This is a genomic window from Caproiciproducens lactatisolvens, from assembly GCF_052443335.1.
GTDB lineage: Bacteria > Bacillota > Clostridia > Oscillospirales > Acutalibacteraceae > Caproiciproducens.
Genome location: NZ_CP195750.1, coordinates 333122 through 351675 on the forward strand (window position 1 = coordinate 333122; position 18554 = coordinate 351675).

Annotated in this window: 16 protein-coding genes and 1 tRNA gene; 8 read left to right on the forward strand and 9 right to left on the reverse strand. The window is 54.9% G+C overall.

Annotation, left to right across the window (positions count from 1 at the left end):
• Positions 1-79: 79 nt before the first annotated feature.
• From ACRQV7_RS01640 to ACRQV7_RS01650, 3 genes are read left to right on the forward strand one after another with little or no spacing between them, the layout of a single operon-like run.
• A complete protein-coding gene (locus tag ACRQV7_RS01640) occupies positions 80-1528 on the forward strand; it encodes an NAD(P)/FAD-dependent oxidoreductase (RefSeq protein WP_275717730.1) in 1449 nt (482 codons plus the stop codon).
• Complete coding sequence (locus ACRQV7_RS01645; RefSeq protein WP_444659174.1) at positions 1525-2796, forward strand: NAD(P)/FAD-dependent oxidoreductase; 1272 nt, start codon at positions 1525-1527, stop codon at positions 2794-2796. Before ACRQV7_RS01640 ends, ACRQV7_RS01645 begins: the two co-directional genes overlap by 4 nt.
• Positions 2793-3137 carry a DUF1667 domain-containing protein gene (locus tag ACRQV7_RS01650; protein WP_444659175.1) on the forward strand — a complete coding sequence of 115 codons (345 nt, stop codon included), beginning with the start codon at positions 2793-2795 and terminating at the stop codon, positions 3135-3137. The genes ACRQV7_RS01645 and ACRQV7_RS01650 overlap by 4 nt, the downstream gene beginning before the upstream one ends.
• Positions 3138-3203: 66 nt before the next feature.
• On the opposite strand, the gene ACRQV7_RS01655 is transcribed toward ACRQV7_RS01650, so the two are convergent.
• The 4 genes from ACRQV7_RS01655 to larE all read right to left on the reverse strand — a co-directional run bounded on the left by ACRQV7_RS01655 (position 3204) and on the right by larE (position 6728).
• The gene (locus tag ACRQV7_RS01655; protein WP_444659176.1) at positions 3204-3773 is read right to left on the reverse strand and encodes a glycerol-3-phosphate responsive antiterminator; all 570 of its coding nucleotides are present in this window, start codon (positions 3771-3773) and stop codon (positions 3204-3206) included.
• A gap of 126 nt (positions 3774-3899) precedes the next feature.
• Entirely contained in the window at positions 3900-5210 is a 1311-nt protein-coding gene (gene larC, locus ACRQV7_RS01660; RefSeq protein ID WP_444659177.1) for a nickel pincer cofactor biosynthesis protein LarC, read from the reverse strand.
• Complete coding sequence (larB, locus tag ACRQV7_RS01665; protein WP_444659178.1) at positions 5207-5968, reverse strand: nickel pincer cofactor biosynthesis protein LarB; 762 nt, start codon at positions 5966-5968, stop codon at positions 5207-5209. Before larB ends, larC begins: the two co-directional genes overlap by 4 nt.
• Before the next feature lie 13 nt (positions 5969-5981).
• Positions 5982-6728 carry an ATP-dependent sacrificial sulfur transferase LarE gene (gene larE, locus ACRQV7_RS01670; protein ID WP_444659179.1) on the reverse strand — a complete coding sequence of 249 codons (747 nt, stop codon included), beginning with the start codon at positions 6726-6728 and terminating at the stop codon, positions 5982-5984.
• A gap of 358 nt (positions 6729-7086) precedes the next feature.
• Here larE and ACRQV7_RS01675 point away from each other — a divergent pair, with 358 nt between their 5' ends.
• From ACRQV7_RS01675 to ACRQV7_RS01690, 4 genes are all read left to right on the forward strand, one after another.
• Positions 7087-7497 (forward strand): DUF3842 family protein, encoded by a 411-nt coding sequence (locus ACRQV7_RS01675; protein WP_444659180.1) that lies wholly within the window; start codon positions 7087-7089, stop codon positions 7495-7497.
• A 71-nt stretch (positions 7498-7568) separates the two neighbouring features.
• Positions 7569-7645: transfer RNA gene (locus ACRQV7_RS01680), tRNA-Arg, on the forward strand.
• 315 nt (positions 7646-7960) lie between these two features.
• Entirely contained in the window at positions 7961-8584 is a 624-nt protein-coding gene (locus ACRQV7_RS01685) for a potassium channel family protein (RefSeq protein WP_275717721.1), read from the forward strand.
• A gap of 41 nt (positions 8585-8625) precedes the next feature.
• Positions 8626-9291, forward strand: a complete 666-nt coding sequence (locus tag ACRQV7_RS01690; protein ID WP_444659181.1) for a potassium channel family protein — start codon at positions 8626-8628, stop codon at positions 9289-9291.
• 86 nt (positions 9292-9377) lie between these two features.
• On the opposite strand, the gene ACRQV7_RS01695 is transcribed toward ACRQV7_RS01690, so the two are convergent.
• From ACRQV7_RS01695 to ACRQV7_RS01705, 3 genes are all read right to left on the reverse strand, one after another.
• Positions 9378-10763 (reverse strand): TrkH family potassium uptake protein, encoded by a 1386-nt coding sequence (locus ACRQV7_RS01695; protein ID WP_275717719.1) that lies wholly within the window; start codon positions 10761-10763, stop codon positions 9378-9380.
• 18 nt (positions 10764-10781) lie between these two features.
• Positions 10782-11300 carry a QueT transporter family protein gene (locus ACRQV7_RS01700; protein WP_444659182.1) on the reverse strand — a complete coding sequence of 173 codons (519 nt, stop codon included), beginning with the start codon at positions 11298-11300 and terminating at the stop codon, positions 10782-10784.
• Between the two features lie 192 nt (positions 11301-11492).
• Positions 11493-12896 carry a hemolysin family protein gene (locus ACRQV7_RS01705; RefSeq protein ID WP_444659183.1) on the reverse strand — a complete coding sequence of 468 codons (1404 nt, stop codon included), beginning with the start codon at positions 12894-12896 and terminating at the stop codon, positions 11493-11495.
• A gap of 346 nt (positions 12897-13242) precedes the next feature.
• Here ACRQV7_RS01705 and nifJ point away from each other — a divergent pair, with 346 nt between their 5' ends.
• Positions 13243-16806, forward strand: a complete 3564-nt coding sequence (gene nifJ, locus ACRQV7_RS01710) for a pyruvate:ferredoxin (flavodoxin) oxidoreductase (RefSeq protein WP_444659184.1) — start codon at positions 13243-13245, stop codon at positions 16804-16806.
• A gap of 80 nt (positions 16807-16886) precedes the next feature.
• Here nifJ and ACRQV7_RS01715 read toward each other — a convergent pair whose 3' ends face one another.
• A complete protein-coding gene (locus ACRQV7_RS01715) occupies positions 16887-17609 on the reverse strand; it encodes a GntR family transcriptional regulator (protein WP_444659185.1) in 723 nt (240 codons plus the stop codon).
• Positions 17610-17714: 105 nt separating this feature from the next.
• Entirely contained in the window at positions 17715-18551 is an 837-nt protein-coding gene (locus ACRQV7_RS01720; protein WP_444659186.1) for a hypothetical protein, read from the reverse strand.
• Between the last annotated feature and the right edge of the window lie 3 nt (positions 18552-18554).

The window sequence follows — 18554 nt, forward strand, 5'->3', positions numbered from 1 at the left end:
ATTAACGATACCGTTGATTCACATTGCTCTTTTTTTATTGCTTTTATGGAAAAATGAAGGTATGGAAAGGGTGTCTCTTATGTATGATGTAGCAATTATCGGCTGCGGTGTCATCGGAGCGGCAACAGCGTACGAGCTTTCGCGCTACGACCTGAAAATCGCTGTTCTGGAAAAGGAAAACGACGTTGCCGACGGCACAACCAAGGCGAACAGCGCCATTGTCCACGCGGGGTATGATCCGGAGCCCGGCACGGCGATGGCCCGGCTCAATGTTCTGGGCAACGCCATGATTGAAGAGATTGCGAAAAAACTGAAGGTTCCCTATCAGAAATGCGGGTCGCTGGTGCTGGGATTCAACGAGGACGACCTGCATGTGATTTACCGGCTGTACAGGCAGGGCATGGTAAACGGCGTGCCGGGCATCCGGGTCCTGAACGCAAGGGAGACCCTTGAAATGGAACCGAATTTAAGCAAGGAGATCAAAGGCGCCCTGTACGCGCCGTCCGGCGCGATCGTCAGCCCGTGGGAGCTGTGCATCGCCATGGCGGACACCGCGAAGCGCAACGGCGCGGATTTCTTCCTCAACAGCAAGGTCGACCGGATCGAACGCACGGGGACGGCGTACCGCCTGTTCTGCGGCGACCAGGTGGTTGAAGCGGCCCGCGTGGTCAACGCGGCGGGCCTCCATTCCGACGACGTCCACAATCTGGTGGCGGAGAAGCCGGAATTCAGAATTATCCCGAGCAAGGGCCAGTATTATCTGCTGGATAAAAGTCAGGGAAATCTGGTCAGTAAGGTGATTTTCCAGTGCCCCAGCAAGGTGGGAAAAGGCGTTCTGGTTTCCCCGACGGTGCACGGCAATCTGATTGTCGGGCCGGACGCGGTCGGCGTTGAGAACGACGACGATGTTTCCACCACCCAGAGCGGGCTTGATTTTGTCCGTGAAACGGCGGTCAGGTCCGTGCCGGGCATCAATTTCAGGGAGTCCATCCGCAATTTTGCGGGCGTCCGCGCACAGAGCGAACGTTCGGACTTTATCATTGAGGAATCCAAATCCGCCAGAGGCTTCATCAACCTGGCCGGAATCAAATCGCCGGGCCTGACCAGCGCTCCGGCCATTGCGCTCGACTGTATCAAGCTTTTGGAAAGAACGGGCGTTTTTCTGAAGGAAAAGGAAGACTTTATAGACGAAAGGCGGAAGGTGAGCTTCAAGTCCCTGTCCCCGGAGGAGAAAGCGGCGCTGATTGAGAAAAATCCGCTTTACGGCCGGGTGATCTGCCGCTGCGAGACGATCACGGAGGGCGAGATTGTGGACGCCATCCACAGCCCGATCACCCCGCGCACCGTCGACGCGGTCAAAAAGAGATGCAACGCCGGCATGGGGCGCTGTCAGGGCGGCTTCTGCGGCCCGCGCGTGCAGGAGATTCTGGCAAGGGAGCTGGGCCTTCCGCTGGAAGAGGTGCTTCTGAATAAAAAGGGGACTTATATTCTGACCGGAGAGACCAAAAAGGGAGGAGTACAGCAATGATAACGGAAGCTTATGATTTGGTTGTCGTCGGCGGAGGCCCCGCGGGGCTCGCGGCTGCTCTGGAGGGCTACCACAACGGCGCGGAAAGCGTCCTGATCCTGGAGCGCGACAAGGAGCTGGGTGGGATTCTCAACCAGTGTATCCACAACGGGTTCGGGCTCCATTACTTTAAAGAGGAGCTGACGGGTCCCGAATACGCCCAGCGGTTTGTTGAAATGCTGCGGGACACCAACGTACAGGTCAAGCTGGACACGATGGTGCTGGAAATTACGCGCGGCAAGCAGATCCACTGTGTGAACAGTAAGGACGGCTACATGATTATTCAGGCGAAGGCGATCGTGCTGGCGATGGGCTGCAGGGAAAGGACCCGCGGAGCCATCGCGATTCCGGGCGACCGCCCGGCGGGTATTTTCACCGCCGGGACCGCGCAGCGCTACGTCAATATGGAAGGCTATATGGTCGGAAAAAGGGTGATCATTCTCGGTTCCGGCGACATCGGCCTGATTATGGCGCGCCGCATGACGCTGGAGGGCGCGAAGGTGCTCGCCTGTGTGGAACTGATGCCCTACTCCAACGGGCTGAACCGCAACATCGTGCAGTGCCTGAAAGACTACGACATTCCTCTTTACCTCTCTCATACCATTACGGATATTCAGGGGAACGGAAGGGTGGAAAAGGTCGTCGTGTCCAAGGTGGACGAAAACAGAAAGCCGATTCCGGGAACGGAAATGACCTTCGACTGCGACACGGTCCTGCTTTCCGTCGGACTGATCCCGGAAAACGAGCTGTCCAAGTCCGCGGGACTGGCCATGGACCGGCGCACCAGCGGGCCGGTGGTGTTTGAAAACATGGAAACCTCCATGCAGGGGATTTTCGCCTGCGGCAACGTCGTGCACGTGCATGACCTGGTGGACTTCGTAACGGCGGAAAGCCAGCGGGCTGGCCGCGCCGCGGGAAAATATATCGCAAACGGGGAGCCGGAGTCCGAAAGCTTCCTCGAGGTGCAGAACGGCAGCTGTGTCAACTACACGGTCCCGCAGAAAATCCGCACGGAAAATCTGGACAGGGCGGCGGAAATTTTCTTTCGCGTCAACAATGTTTATAAGGACGCAGTGATTCAGGTGACCGACGGCGAAAAGGAAATCGCACGGTTTAAAAGGGAGCACATGGCGCCGGGCGAAATGGAAAAAATCACGATTCCGAAGGCGCTCCTGGAAAATGCCGCGGGTGCGCTGACCGTAGCGGTCGGGAAGGAGGAAACAGCATGACTGAACTGATTTGTATCGTATGCCCCAAGGGCTGCCATTTGAAAGTGGATGAGCAGAACGGCTACGCGGTGACCGGCAACGGCTGCAAAAGGGGCGAGGTCTACGGCAAAAAAGAGCTGACCAATCCGACAAGGGTGGTTCCTTCCACGGTGAAGATCAGCGGCGGTTCCCACCGCCGCCTGCCGGTAAAGACCAGCGAGCCGATTCCCAAGGCGATGATCTTTGACGCGATGAAGCTGCTGGACACCGTTGAGGTGACCGCTCCCGTCAAGCGCGGTGATGTGGTTTATAAGGATATTTTAGGAACGGGAATCGATTTTGTCGCCACAAGAGATATGTAAAAGAAAACAGAAGATACGCCCTGAAACGGACCAACAGGCCGTTTCAGGGCGTATCTTTATGCATTTTTATATCTGGTCCCAGACCCTTGTGCTGGTGGAAGAGATCGCATCCGCGCCGGCCCCGAGGGCGGCAACCACGTCCTCCTTGTCCACCACCAGACCTCCGGCAATGATCGGGACGTTTACGATTTTCTGAATGGAGCGAAGCACCTTCGGAATGCACCCCGGCATAATTTCAATGCAGTCCGGGCTGCACAGGCTCACCTGCTTGGAAACATTGTGAAAGGACATGGAATCGATCAGGAAAAAGCGGTGGATGGTGTACAGGCCCCTTGAGTTCCCTGCCTTTATCATAGACGCCCGGGTGCTGATAATGCCGTCGGCGCCCGTCGTTTCCTTGATAAAATCGATCACGACGTCTTTGGTCGACATGCCTTCGATCAGATCGACGTGGACAAAGGCGTATTTGCCCTCCTGCTTGACCCGGTGGACAATATTCGCAATGCTGCACAGGCTTCCGTACAGAATAAACACAACTTTACACCTGGAATGAAGAACGTTTTCCAGCCCCTCGTCGCTGTTGATTGCCGCGATGATCGGGTTGTCGCTGAGCAGATTCAAAATGTCCTCTTTCATGGCAGCCTCCAATACAGGGGAAAATGAATATTTTATGACTACAGTATACCGCATTCATCCATAAAAGCAAAGATATTTTTTCAGGCAGTCAATAAAGTCGCGCAACCGCAAAATTATTTTAAAATTTTATTTCCTTTTTTCCGCTTGTGCGACCGCCTGTTTGTAAACCGTATCGTAGGGAACGCCGTGCTTTTCGGCGGCGGCACGTACGTCGGCGTATTCGGGCTTATATTTGACGATGTCCCCGCCGGCGCTCACCTTGATGCGCACGGGGCCGCAGGCGGTCTCTGCCGTGCGGAAGGAGGAGGTCAGGACGGTGCGCGCGCAGCCGGTTTCGCGGACCCCCAGCGTGGTGGTGTGCAGAAGCATCAGGCGCGCCATCCTTTCCCTGTCGTCCGGCCTGCACAGGCAGGTCAGCAGAGTGGACGGGCGGTTTTTCTTCATGAAGACCGGCGTGGAGAAAACGTCCAGAGCGCCCGCGGAAAGCAGCAGCTCCGTCGCGAACCCGACTGCCTCCGGCGTCATATCGTCCAGATTGCAGCTCAGCTGTGCGATTTCGTCGCGGTTAGCTTCGCTTTCGGCCCAGAAGGCGCGCACGCAGTTTGCCGCCGCAAAGTCCTTGACGCCCATCCCGCAGCCGATTCTGTCCACCGCCATCGGCGGCATCGGGCCGAACCGCGAGACAAAATGCTTCAGCAGCGCGGCGCCGGTCGGGGTGCAGAGCTCCCCGCGGATTTCTCCGCTGTAAATGGGCACCCCGCGTAAAATCGCCGCGGTGGCCGGAGCGGGAACGGGCAGAATCCCGTGCGCGCAGCGCACAAAGCCGCTGCCGACGTGGACCGGCGACGCGGTGACCGAATCCGGCCCCAGCAGATGGAACAGCAGACAGCAGCCGACGACATCCACAACAGCGTCCAGAGAGCCGACCTCGTGGAAATGGATCTGCTCAACCGGAACGCCGTGTACGCTGGACTCCGCCTCTCCGAGCAGGGAATAAACGGCGAGGGCATCCTTTTTGACCGGTTCCGGAACCGGCATCCCAGAAATCATGTTTTTCAGCGTTTCATAGCTGATATGGCTGTGGGTGTGCGCCTGCGCGTCCTCATGGCCGTGCTCATCATGATCGTGCGTGTGGCTGTGTCCGTGATCGTGCTCATGGCCGTCATGGTTATGGTGGCTATCCCCTCCGCTGTGGGAATGCAGCTCATCGGGACTTACGTCCTGTGCGGTTTCTTCTTCACCGCGGATGATCACGTCGATGTGGCTTCCATTGATTCCGCATTTCTGCGAAGGGACGCACCGGACCGAAACGCCGTCCAGCCCGAGCGAGTTCATCTGCCGGAGGAAGCCCTCCTTATCCGGATAAAGCTCCAGCAGGGCCGCCGTCAGCATATCTCCGGCGGCGCCCATATTGCATTCGAGATACAGCTTTTTCATTGGGCAGTCCCTCCCATATGGTTGATCATGCTGGCGAGGTACCCCGCGCCGAAGCCGTTGTCGATATTTACCACGCTTACGCCGCTGGCACAGGAGTTCAGCATGGAAAGCAGGGCAGAAAGGCCGTTGAAGTTTGCCCCGTAGCCGATGCTGGTCGGTACAGCGATGACCGGGCAGTCCACAAGCCCGCCGATCACGCTTGCGAGCGCCCCTTCCATTCCGGCGATGGCAACCACGACGTTCGCGTCCATCAGGATATCCAGCTTGGAAAGCAGGCGGTGCAGGCCCGCCACGCCCACGTCGTACAGACGGGCGACCTTGTTGCCCAGCACCTCCGCGGTCAGGGCCGCTTCCTCGGCGACGGGCATGTCGCTGGTGCCGCCAGTCGCCACCGCGATCGTGCCGGAAGCGGTGATTTCGCTTTTTCGTCCCACAATTCCGATTTTAGACATGGGGTCGTAGGTGAGGGCGATTTTTTTACCCACCTTTTCCGCGGATTCGGGGGAAAGACGGGTAATCAGAATGTTTTCCCCGCCGCGCTTCCACATGGCCGAGGCGATGCCGAGAATCTGCTCCGGCGTTTTCCCGCTGCCGTAGATCACTTCCGGGATGCCCTGGCGCAGCCCCCGGTGCAGGTCGATTTTGGCGTATCCCAAATCCTCGTAAGGACTCATTTTCAGCTTCAGAACGGCCTCCTGTGGGGAAAGCTCCCCATCCTTTACTTTTTGCAGCAGTTCCAGCGCTTTTTGCTGTTCCATATGTGACTCTCCTTTATACTCTGGGCGTCAGGTCGAGCAATACCCCGTCAAAATACGGGGAAAGAGCCTGATTCAGCTCGTTTTTCTTTTCAATTGCCAATGAAAACTGGTTTTCCGGAAGCTGGATTTTTGCCGCGCCGTGGAAAAGCCGGATTCTGAAATCGGTAAAGCCCATGGCGAACATGGCGTTTTCTCCCTGCTCCACTTTTTTCAGCATGTCCTCCGTAATGGCCGTGCCGGTGGGGATTCTGGTGGCAAGGCAGGCGTAAGAGGGCTTTTCGGAAGTGAACAGCCCCGCTTCCCGGGAAAGGCGGCGGATATCGTCCTTGGTCAGACCGCATTCGCGCAGGGGCGAGCGTACGCCCAGCTCCTGCAGGGCGCGCATGCCCGGCCGCCCTTCAAAGCTGTCGGAGGCATTGGTGCCGTCCATCAGAAGGGTGCAGCCGTCCTGCGCCGCCAGCTTCCTGAGCTGCGTGAACAGGGTGGTCTTGCAGTAATAGCAGCGCAGGGCGTCGTTGGCGGCCACCTGCGGATTTTCAAGAGCGTCGAATTCCGCCACGGTAAAAGGGACGTTTAACTGCTCCGCCAGACGGCGTGCGTCGTCCAGCTCAAACTGGGGCTGAAAGGCCGATTTGATAAAATAGGCGTGGACGTCGCAGCCATACTGTTTTGCCGCGTACAGCAGATAAGAGGAATCCACCCCTCCGGAAAAGGCGAGCGCGGCGCGCGGATTCTGTGTAAAGAATGTTTTTAAGTCCATCGATCATAACTCCCGATCATAAAGAATAAAGGCTCACAGTACTGTGAGCCTTCTGGCAAAGCGCACAGCTGCTGCCGCGCGCTGGTAATTCATGATCCTGTTTTCGTTCATCCGTACGACATGCTTCTGCATATCGGTATTAATAAATATTTTACAATAGGAACAGGCTTTTGTCAATGCCTGGGCCCTCTCTGAAGCCTTTACGATTCCTTCTTTCCCAGGAAAATTTTTAATGAGGGAGGATACCTGTTTCCGGGACTGATTGACGGGAAAAGATACTTGTGCTATCATCTTCGTTATGGGAAGGTATTGTTGATTTTATAACATTTATAATAAGACCTGGGGATGGAGGATTTCAATGAAGATTATCGTGATTGACGGCCAGGGCGGCGGGATCGGCCGCAGCATCGTGGAAAGGCTGAAAGCGGAGCTTCCGGGCGCCGAACTCATCGCGGTGGGGACCAATGCCCTTGCAACCTCGGCGATGCTGAAAGCGGGAGCCGACGCCGGCGCTACCGGAGAGAATGCGGCCGTATACAACTGCGCACACGCGGATATTATCGCCGGGCCGATGGGGATTATTCTCGCGAACGCGATGCTGGGGGAAATTTCGCCTGTAATCGCACAGGCTGTTTCCGGCAGCAGAGCGGAAAAGGTGCTGATACCCGTGTCCGCCTGCCATGTGTACGTGGCGGGGGTGGAAGAAAAGCCCATGTCCAAATATATCGAGCTCGCGGTGGCCTCGATCCGAAAAATCTGCGAGGCATGACCCCGCGCAATTTCTGACTGTTTCCATTGACTTTGGCACGAATTATGTTATAATAACCTTTGGCTAAACATCCGCCCGTAGCGAAGCTGGATATCGCAGCAGATTCCGATTCTGAAGGCCGGGGGTTCGAATCCCTCCGGGCGGGCCAAAATCAAACAGGGCAGAGTAAATCTGGTGGTGTTCCCGGCCCGGAGGGTGAGAACCCTCCGGCGCGGGCAGGGGAGCAGCACCGGAAATCTTTATCCCGAAGGAAAACGAAGGGACTCGCGGAACGCGGGTTGAACATGTACCACCTTCGAATCCCTCCGGGCGGGCCAAAATCAAACAGGGCAGAGTAAATCTGGTGGTGTTCCCGGCCCGGAGGGTGAGAACCCCCCGGCGCAGGCAGGGGAGCAGCACCGGTTTCTTTCATCAGTGAAATTTTATCATGTTGTATACGGTGTTATGCAGAGGAGAGGTTATTGTGAATGTTCTTGTAGTGGGTTGCGGCAGGCTGGGAACCCGTCTGGCGGGACTGCTCGATGAGCACGGCCATGACGTCGCCGTGATTGATTCCAATCCGGATACGTTCCGGAATTTGAGCGAGAACTTCAGCGGGATCACGGTCACCGGCATGCCGATGGATATGACGGTGCTGCAAAACGCCGGAGTGGAAAGCTGCGACGCAGTTGCCGTAGTCACTCCCGACGATAATCTGAACATTACGGTGTCACAGATTGTGCGTGAATTTTTCGGCGTACAGAACGTGGTTGCGCGTATTTCCGACCCGGCCCGTGAAAATGTATTTGAACGGTTCGGTCTGAAAACCGTCTGCCCGACCAATCTGGCGGGCGATTCTATTTTCACCGCGCTGACGCAGCCGCTCGCTTCCAAAAATATGTCCTTCGAGAGTGCGACGGCGACTTTTCACTGCCGCGCCGTGGATAAGGCGCATGAAGGCATTTCCGTTGCCGCGGCTCCAAAGGATATTGGAGAGACCGTTTTCGGGGTTCTTCATCGTAACGGTACGCTGGAGCTGTATTCTTCTGACCGCAGAATCATTCTTACCGAAGGGGACAAGGTCATTTTTGCAAAGGTGATCGACTGATTGATTTCGGTCGTGCCGAATTTGGAGGATATTGGGAAGATATGAGGATTGTAATTGTGGGCGGCGGCAAGCTGGGACATCAGATTGCCAGAAATATGCTCGAAAGAAAATACAGCGTGAAGCTGATTGAAAAAGATAAGCTCAAATGTATGCGCCTCGCCAATGAGCTGGATGTGGAAGTGATTTGCGGCGACGGCACGGAAATTGAGGTGCTGGACGAGGCCGGAACCAAAAACGCCGACTGCGTGATCGCGGTTACGGGCAGCGATCAGGACAATCTCGTTGCCTCGCAGCTGGCCAGAAAAGAGTTTCAGGCGGCAAAAGTCATTGCGCGGGCGAACGACCCCCGCAATCTGGCGGCCCTGCGCAAACTGGGCGCGGATATTGCCGTCAGCAGCACGGAAATTATCACCAACCTGATTGAGCAGGAAGTGGACGTCTCAAAGATGCATCTGCTTGCAACGCTGAATAAGGGAAAGGCCGGAATCTGTGCCATTACCCTTCCGCGCGATACCGCGCTGGACGGCGTGCAGCTGAAGGACATCACCCTCCCCCAGGGTTCGCTGATTATCTCCGTGGTGCGCGGGGATTCCATGATGATTCCAAACGGGTTTACGGTTATTCATGCCAATGATGAAATCGTCGCCGTCTGTGAAAATAAAAGCCAGAAGGAACTGATAAAAATTCTGGGAGCCCAAAGAGAATAAACACAAAAATCCCACCGCGGGAAACGCGGTGGGATTTTATTATTCCCGGCCCCGGCTCTGCCGGGGCCGCTGCTGTCGCTAAAGCATCAGCCCACAATGACTTTCCCTTCCGGCAAAATCGCGCCTGCGCTGCGGTGTCCTCTGTGAAGAGTCAGCGCAAGCCCGAGGGAAACGGGGCCGACACGGCCGATATACATGGTCAGACTGACCGTCAGTTTGGAAATCCAGCTTAAAGTCTGTGTGACACCCGCGGTAAGCCCCACGGTGCCAAAACCGGAGGTTGCCTCAAAAAGAGCGTCGACGCCGTTGACATCCGGGTCCGCGGTCAAAATAACGCCCGTGGCTACAAACAGGACTACAGCCGCGCCGGAAAGAATCGACAGCGCGCGGTAAACCGTAAACTGGTCTATCCGGCGTTTGAGCAGGGTGGTTTCTTCATTTCCGCGCATGACACTGACCACCGTAGCCAGCAGCACGATAAAGGTGGTTGTCTTGATACCGCCGCCGGTCCCTGCCGGCGAGGCGCCGATAAACATCAGGATAACCGTAATGATTTTTGTAAAATCGTGTTCCTTTGCAATGTCAACCGTACAGAAGCCCGCGGTGCGCGCGCTGATGGACTGAAAGAGGGAAGCGTTCAGCTTTGTTCCGAAATCCATGCCTGCAAGCGTGTTGTTGTATTCGCAGACCAGAAAGAGCACGGTACCGGATACAATCAGAATCGCCGTCATGATCAGTACCAGAATGGAATGGAAATGCAGATGGACCGGTTTTTCCTTATGAATCCGCGGAAGAAGCTGCGCGTTGTAGATATCGCTGATCACCACAAAGCCCAGCCCGCCGATCACGATCAGCCCGCCGACCGTCAGGCAGACCAGAGGGTCCCCGACATAGGGAATCAGGTTGCCGTCCTTCATCAAAAAGCCCAGAATATCGAATCCGGCGTTGCAGTAGGCGGAAATCGCCGTAAACGCCGCAATCCAGATCCCTTTTGCCCCGAACTGGGGAACGAAACGGAACGTCAGCAGCACCGTTCCGGTCATCTCGCAGAAAAATGTAAAGAAAAGAATGATCTTGATCAGATATTTTATGTTAATCGTGTCGCCGCTCGTATTTTCTGTTGCCAGCTGCAGGTCCCGCAGCCCGATTTTTCGGCGGACCAGCATGGAAAAGCCGGTGGTGAAGGTGATAACGCCCAGCCCGCCGATCTGAATCAGCAGGATGATGATGATCTGGCCAAGCAGATTCCAGTGTGTCCATGTGTCAAATACGACCAGACCGGTGACACAGGTCGCCGAGGTCGCGGTAAACAGCGAGTCGATAAATCCGGTCGGCAGCCCGCTGCGTGAAACGATCGGCAGCGTGAGCAGAACCGCGCCCACAAGGATGACAACCGCGAAGCTTACCACAATCAGCCTGACCGGCGGCACGCTCCTCAACCGCTTTTTCACACAGAACTGTTCTTCCCCCATTACAATTACACCCCAAAATCAGAATATTTTTCTCCTTTTCCCTGCCTTCTGCAAGGCTGCAGCCAAGGGCAGTCCCAGACCGTAGCAGATCACCAGTTCTCCGGCGCCTACCGAAAGGGCCGCGGTCCAGAACCCGGCCCACGAAAAGCCTTCCGTGGACAGAACGGCTATTTCAAGCCCGATAATCACCGCGTTGAACAAAACCGGCGGAAGCGGGGCCAGAACCGGAAGGTTTTTGATCCGGATGTTTCGGACCATCCTGGTGCAGACCGCCGCCAAAAGAGTCGCCAGGGTTCCAAACACCATGTCCGCCGCGCCGTAGCCGCTCCATATATTGGCAAGCAGACAGCCGACCGCAAGCCCCGGAACGGCCGCCGGGGTAAAGACCGGCAGGATGGTGAGCGCTTCCGAAAAGCGGAACTGCACCGGACCATAAGCTAAGTTCGCCAGGGCCGCAAGAAGGGTCAGAACCATGTAGATGGCGCCGATCATGGCGCCCTGCGCAAGATACTGCGCGCGCTGAGACTGATTTTTCATTTTCAGATTCCTCCGTAGTTTTCTTTAAGGTCAGGATTTTGCGACTGACCATACCGGACAGGCTGTGTCCGGTAATTACAATACCATACTACAAAACTGCGATGAAAGCAACTCGTTTCCACAGATATCCGGCAGGAAACGGCGCAGTGAAAGAGAGCCTGTGCCGAAGCGGCAGACCCTCTGTTTTTTCCGTTATTCGTCTTTCGCCGGACTGTCGCCGTCGTCCGGCTCCGGCAGCACCTCGATCAGGATTTTGGAAATGCGGCGGTCCTCAACCTCCTGAACGGTCAGCGTCAGGTTTTGGACCTGTACGACAGGGTGTTCGCCCGGCTTTGGAATCCTTCCCAGCATCTCCACCACCAAGCCGGCAATGGTGTCGTAGTCCCCCTCGGGAAGCTCAATCCCCACCAGATCGGAAATTTCATCGATGTCGGTCCCGCCGTCCACGGTAAATTTGTGATCGTCCACCCTATGTATTTCCTCTTCCTCATGGTCGTATTCGTCCTGAATGTCGCCGACAATGGATTCCAGCAGGTCCTCCATGGTGATAATCCCCTCGGTCCCGCCGTATTCGTCGACAATAATCGCGATCTGGGTCCTGCGCTCGGCCATCTCCGTAAACAGCTCGCTGCAGCGTTTGCTCTCCGGCACAAAGTACGCGGGGCGCATCAGATCGGTAATTTTGATATTTTTATCCAGCTCGCTGCCGACATACTGGAGCAGGTCCTTGACATAGATCACGCCGAGCACATTGTCCAGGTCCTCGTGGTAAACGGGGATACGGGAGTGCCCGTCCGAAATGGAAAGGTTCACGGCGTCCTGTATGGAGGCGATGTCCTCTACGGCGTCCACCTCGGTGCGGTGGGTCATGACCTCGCTGGCGGTGATGTCGCTGAAGTCGAAAATATTGGAAATCATATCCTTGGCGGTTTCGCCGATGACGCCCTTTTCCTCGCCGGCGTCGACCATCATCAGAATTTCCTCCTCTGTGACGGTTTCCTCCGCGGCGTTGGGATCAAAGCCCAGCATCTTCAGAACGACGTTGGTGGAAAAGGACAGGAAGGAAATAAACGGCCGGAAAACGGCGGAAGTGCCGTTCAGGATGCCGATGAATTTGAAAGACAGCTCTTCCGCGCGCTGCATGGCGATTTTTTTCGGAACCAGCTCGCCCAGCACGAGCGAAAAATAGGACAGCAGCACGGTAATCAATACCGTGGATACGCCGTGGACGACGCTGGTGGGCACGGGCAAAAAGGCAAGCTGTTTTGCAAGCTTGCCGGCAAAGCTTTGGGAAGCCGAGGCGGAGGTCAGAAATCCGCTCAGCGTTACGCCGACCTGGATGGTCGCGAGAAAGCGGCTGGAATTCTCCGTCAGCTTCAGTACCTTGGCGGCTTTTTTATTGCCGTCCTCCGCCATTTTTTTCAGCTTGTTGTCGTTGAGGGTAATCACTGCGATTTCACTCGCGGCAAAGAAAGCATTTACCAAAATCAGGGCAAACAGAAGCAGAATGGATAAAAATTCATTTGGCTCCTGTTCAGCGGCGGCGGGCAGCGCGCTCAGCAAATGAAAAAATGAGCCGTCAGGTTCGGGTGACATGAATTGTTTTTCCCCTTTCGGAAATAAAATATAATACTAATATTATTGTATATTATTATTCATACTAATGTCAAACAGTTTATGGAGTATCTGCGCATCTATGCGCGCGAGCAAAGCAGAGAGGCGGCGGTGTGGCTTGGCAAAGCCGCTTAACAGGGTGGAATCGCCGCCAAAATGAACGAATTCAGGATAAATTTTTTTGATTTTTATTAGAGATGTAAATTCTGTGGTTAATCCTGCAAAATTTCTTTACATATCTTATAAAAGATGATAAAATTTAGACAAGGTGCAGTATGTTGGCGCCTATAGCAAATAGATTATCCTTAAAAGGAGGAAAATAATAATAATGGATTCAAGAAAGATGAAAACGATGGATGGCAATAACGCTGCCGCACATGTTTCTTATGCGTTTACAGATGTTGCTGCCATCTACCCCATCACCCCGTCGTCCGTTATGGCGGATGAAACGGACAAGTATGCCGCGGCCGGCAGAAAAAATCTTTTCGGCAGGGAAGTCAGGGTTACCGAGATGCAGTCCGAAGCGGGTGCCGCGGGCGCGGTGCACGGTTCGCTGGCGGCAGGCGCGCTGACCACTACCTACACTGCTTCTCAGGGCCTTCTCCTGATGATCCCGAACATGTACAAGATGGCCGGCGAATTCCTTCCGAGCGTCATCCATTGTTCGGCACGTTCCCTGTCGACCCACGCACTCTGCATTTTTGGCGATCATTCCGACATTTATGCATGCCGTCAGACCGGTTACGCCATGCTCTGCTCCAACAGCCCGCAGGAGGTTATGGATCTGGGCGCAGTCGCCCATCTTTCCGCCATTAAGGGCCGCGTACCGTTCCTGCATTTCTTCGACGGCTTCCGTACTTCCCATGAAGTACAGAAGATCCATATGTGGGATTACGCCGATCTGGGCGAACTGCTCGACTGGGACGCCGTTGAAACTTTCCGCCGCAACGCGATGAATCCGGAGCATCCGGTCACGCGCGGCACGGCCCAGAACGACGACTTCTTCTTCCAGGCAAGTGAAGCCGGCAACAAATTCTATGATGATCTTCCGGATGTTGTTGTCGACTATATGAATAAAGTCAACGCGAAAATCGGCACCGATTACAAGCCGTTCAACTACTACGGCGCACCGGATGCCGAAAGGGTCATCATTGCAATGGGTTCCGTCTGCGAAGCGGCGGAGGAAGTTGTGGATTACCTGAACGCAGCCGGCGACAAGGTCGGTCTGGTCAAGGTCAGACTGTACAGACCGTTTGTTGCAAAATATCTGCTCGACGTCCTGCCGAAGACGGTCAGGAAGATTTCCGTGCTCGACAGAACAAGAGAGCCGGGCTCCATCGGCGAGCCGCTGTTCCTGGATGTCCTCGCCGCGATCAACGGCACGGAATTCGGCGCTGTTCCGGTTTACACCGGCCGCTACGGCCTCGGCTCCAAGGACACCACCCCGGGCCAGATCGTCGCCGTATACCGCAACATGGAAACCGACACCCCGAAGAAGCGTTTCACCATCGGCATCATCGACGACGTCACCCATCTTTCCCTCGACCTCAGGGAAAATCCGGACACCACCCCGAAGGGCACGCATTCCTGCAAATTCTGGGGTCTCGGCGCGGACGGCACCGTCGGCGCGAACAAGAACTCCATTAAGATTATCGGCGACCACACCGACATGTACGCTCAGGGCTACTTCGCCTACGACTCCAAGAAGTCCGGCGGCCTGACCGTTTCCCACCTGCGTTTCGGCAGCAAGCCGATCAAGTCCACCTACTATATCAGCCAGGCCGACTTCGTCGCCTGCCATAAGCCCTCCTATGTCGACGAGTACGACATGGTGCAGGACCTGAAGCCGGGCGGAAGCTTCCTTCTGAACTGCCAGTGGGATCTGGAAGAGCTTGACAAGAGACTGCCGGGCAAAATGAAGAAATATATCGCCGACAACAATATCAATTTCTACACCATCGACGGTATCAAGCTCGGTAAAGAGATCGGCCTCGGCGGCCGCATCAACACCATCCTCCAGTCCGCGTTCTTCAAGATCGCAAACATCATTCCTTCCGAAAAGGCGATCCAGTATATGAAGGACGCCGCCCTGCATTCCTACGCGAAGAAGGGCCAGAAGATCGTCGATATGAACTATGCCGCTATTGAGCGCGGCGCGACCGATTTTGTCAAGGTCGAAGTTCCGGAATCCTGGAAGAACTGCAAGGACGATACCCAGGTGCATGTCTTTACAGACGGCAGACCGGAAACGCTGGAGTATGTCAACAACGTCATGGTTCCCGCAAACAAATACAAAGGCAATCAGCTTCCCGTATCCGCCTTTGTCAAAATGGCCGACGGCACTGTGCCGTCAGGTTCCGCCGCTTACGAGAAGCGCGGCATCGCGATTGATATTCCCGAGTGGCATCCGGAAAACTGTATCCAGTGTACCTTCTGCTCCTATGTCTGCCCGCACGGCGTTATCCGTCCGGTCGCTATGACTGCACAAGAGGCCGCCGCGGCGCCTGCAAGCCAGAAGACCAAGGATATGACCGGTATGCCCGGCATGAAATACGCGATCACCATTTCTTCCTACGACTGCACCGGCTGCGGTTCCTGCGCATCCGTCTGCCCGGGTATGAAGGGCGAAAAGGCGCTGGTCATGAAGCCGATGGAAACACAGCTTGAAAGCCAGAAGGGCTTTGATTACGGCCTTACCCTTGGCGAGAAGCCGGAAGTCATCGAGAAATTCAAGCCTACCTCCATCAAGGGCAGCCAGTTCAAGCAGCCGCTGCTTGAGTTCTCCGGCGCGTGCGCGGGCTGCGGTGAAACACCGTATGCAAAGCTCGTCACACAGCTCTTCGGCGACAGAATGTATATTGCCAACGCGACAGGCTGCTCCTCCATCTGGGGCGGTTCCGCACCGGCCACACCGTACACCGTCAACAAGAAGGGATACGGCCCCGCGTGGAACAACTCCCTGTTCGAGGACAACGCGGAGTTCGGCTTCGGCATGACTCTTGCCCAGAACGCGATCCGCGGCAGACTCGCCGAGTATGTTGAAAATATCGAAGCTTCCGAAGCGGCTTCCGCTTCTCTGAAGGAAGCCTGCAAGAACTACCTTGCGACCAAGGAAGACAGCAACCTGAACCGCGCAGCAGCAGACGCTCTGATTGCGGAGCTCGGGAAAGCTGCAAACGGCAGCGACGATGTTGCAAAGCTTGCGAAGAAAACGCTTGTTGACAAAGACTACCTCGCCAAGAAATCCATGTGGATCTTCGGCGGCGACGGCTGGGCTTATGATATCGGCTTCGGCGGCGTTGACCATGTTCTCGCCTCCGGTGAGAATGTCAACATTCTCGTATTCGACACCGAGGTTTACTCCAACACGGGCGGCCAGGCTTCCAAGTCCACCCCGATCGGTTCCGTCGCTCAGTTCGCGGCTACCGGTAAATCGACAAAGAAGAAGGACCTTGCCGCGATCGCAATGACCTATGGTTATGTTTACGTGGCCCGCGTCGCAATGGGCGCAGACTACAACCAGACCATCAAGGCGATTTCGGAAGCCGAAAGCTACAACGGACCTTCCATCGTCATTGCTTACGCTCCCTGTATCAACCATGGGATCAAGGGCGGCATGAGCATCTCCCAGCTGGAAGAGAAGAAGGCGGTTGAAGCCGGCTACTGGACCAACTTCCGCTATGATCCGCGTCTTGCGGAGCAGGGCAAGAATCCGTTCCACCTCGACAGCAAGGCTCCTACAACCAGCTATCGTGACTTTATTATGGGCGAGGTTCGTTACAACTCCCTGACCCGTGCGTTCCCGGAGCGCGCAGAGGTTCTGTTCCAGAAGGCCGAAAAGGTTGCTGCTGAAAACTACGAGCACCTTGTGAAACTCTCCAAAATGGAATAATCTTTCTTGAATCAGTTGGCCCCGCGCGGATTTCCGCGCGGGGCTTTCTTTGTGTGTTTTCCGTACTGGGAAATAGCTGTTTATCGGGGCAGATTGGCGGAAAAGACATATTTTTCCCCGATATAATAACTCAGGACATAATATAGCGGAGTTCCGCTTTCCAGCATTACCGTACAGCTCATTTTCAGAAGGGGTGAATTGCTTCTTAGTTTCAGGACCTTCTGAACATAGGGGGAGGGAAGTTCAGCTTCCAGCTGAATCTCTCCGTGATTCAGGTGGAGCCCGTAAACGTGCTCATACACATCGTAAAGGGAAGTGGTTTCCAGCAGATGAGTGTGCAGGTTCGGACATACCGTTTGCGGGATATAAGCGATTTCGTATGCCATCGGTTCCCCATTCGCCTTACGGATTCGGCAAATTTTATATACTTTTTCCCCCCGGGAAAGGGAAAGCCGGGCCAGAACATCCTTGTCGGCGTCCTCAAGCATCTCGATGGAGAGAATCTCTGAAGAAGGGGTTAATCCTCTTTTATGCATCAGCTCTGAAAAACTTTCCATTCTGGAAAGGGCGTAATCCGCTTTTTTAAATTTGACATAGGTTCCTGTTGCCGCTTTGCGAGTGATATAGCCCTCCTGCTCCAGCTTCGCAAGCGCCTTGCGGAGCGTATCCCTGCTGACCTGATATTGCTTCTGGTACTCCTGTTCGGTAGGAAGGTGCTCTCCGGCCTTCAATTCACCGCTGTCGATCTTGTGTTTAATATCGAGATACAGTTTCATGTATATAAAATTCTTTTTCTCTACCATTGGTCCTCCGCCCTCCCTTGATTTATTGTTATTATAGCATATTTTAAAAAATACAAAAAGGCAAAGTATGCTATACTTTGCCTTTTTGCGTAAACAGTGAACAGCTTATTTAAGAAATGCTTTGACAGCGTCTTGAGCCGCTTTTTCCACCATGTTGTCGAAAGAAGTTCCGATCACCAGAATGTTTACTTTTGTCTTCTTAAATGCTTCGAAGTTGTGCAGGTTAATCCCGCCTTCAGCAAGCGTTGGTACTTTAACAGCCTCAACCATTGCCGTTAAACGCTCCTGCATTTCCGGATGGATCTGATCGGCTGCGACCCCTTCATAGCTCATGCCCGACATCATTCCGATCATATCGGTCCCAACGCTTTCCATTTGTTTTGCTACCTTGTAGACCTCTTCCGGGGTTTCCGCCGGAAGGCCGAAGGTGTGCAGGTCACTTTCTTTGCCAATATAAGCATCTACCAGCAGCCCGTATTTGTGTGCTTTTTGAACCAGCTCTTCAAGATCTTTTAAAGAAGACTTGTGGGTATGCAGCCCGTCCGCACCGCTAAGTGCCATCATGATGAAATCGTCGTCAGTCAGAATTTTTGGAACGATTTCCGTAAATCCGCCGGGAATTCCAACGGTGATGTAAACATCCTTTGGTACGACGCTTCGCACGCCCTTTGTGACCTCGGCCATCTGCGCCACCGTGATCTCATGACGAATCTGTTCCGCGGCGTGCATGGTAACAACGCCGTTATGACCACGCGCAAGCGCTACCGCGGGATGGTTCGGCTCCAGCATTTTGATTCCTACGTCGGCCACTGCTTTGGCAATACGGGCGTCATCGCCGGTGATGCCGGTGCTGAGGATCGTGTGGCCTCCGCCCAATTTAATCGCATTGTAGACCTTTTCCATTCCCTGCTTCATTCTTTTGTCCATATCATTTTTAAACATATT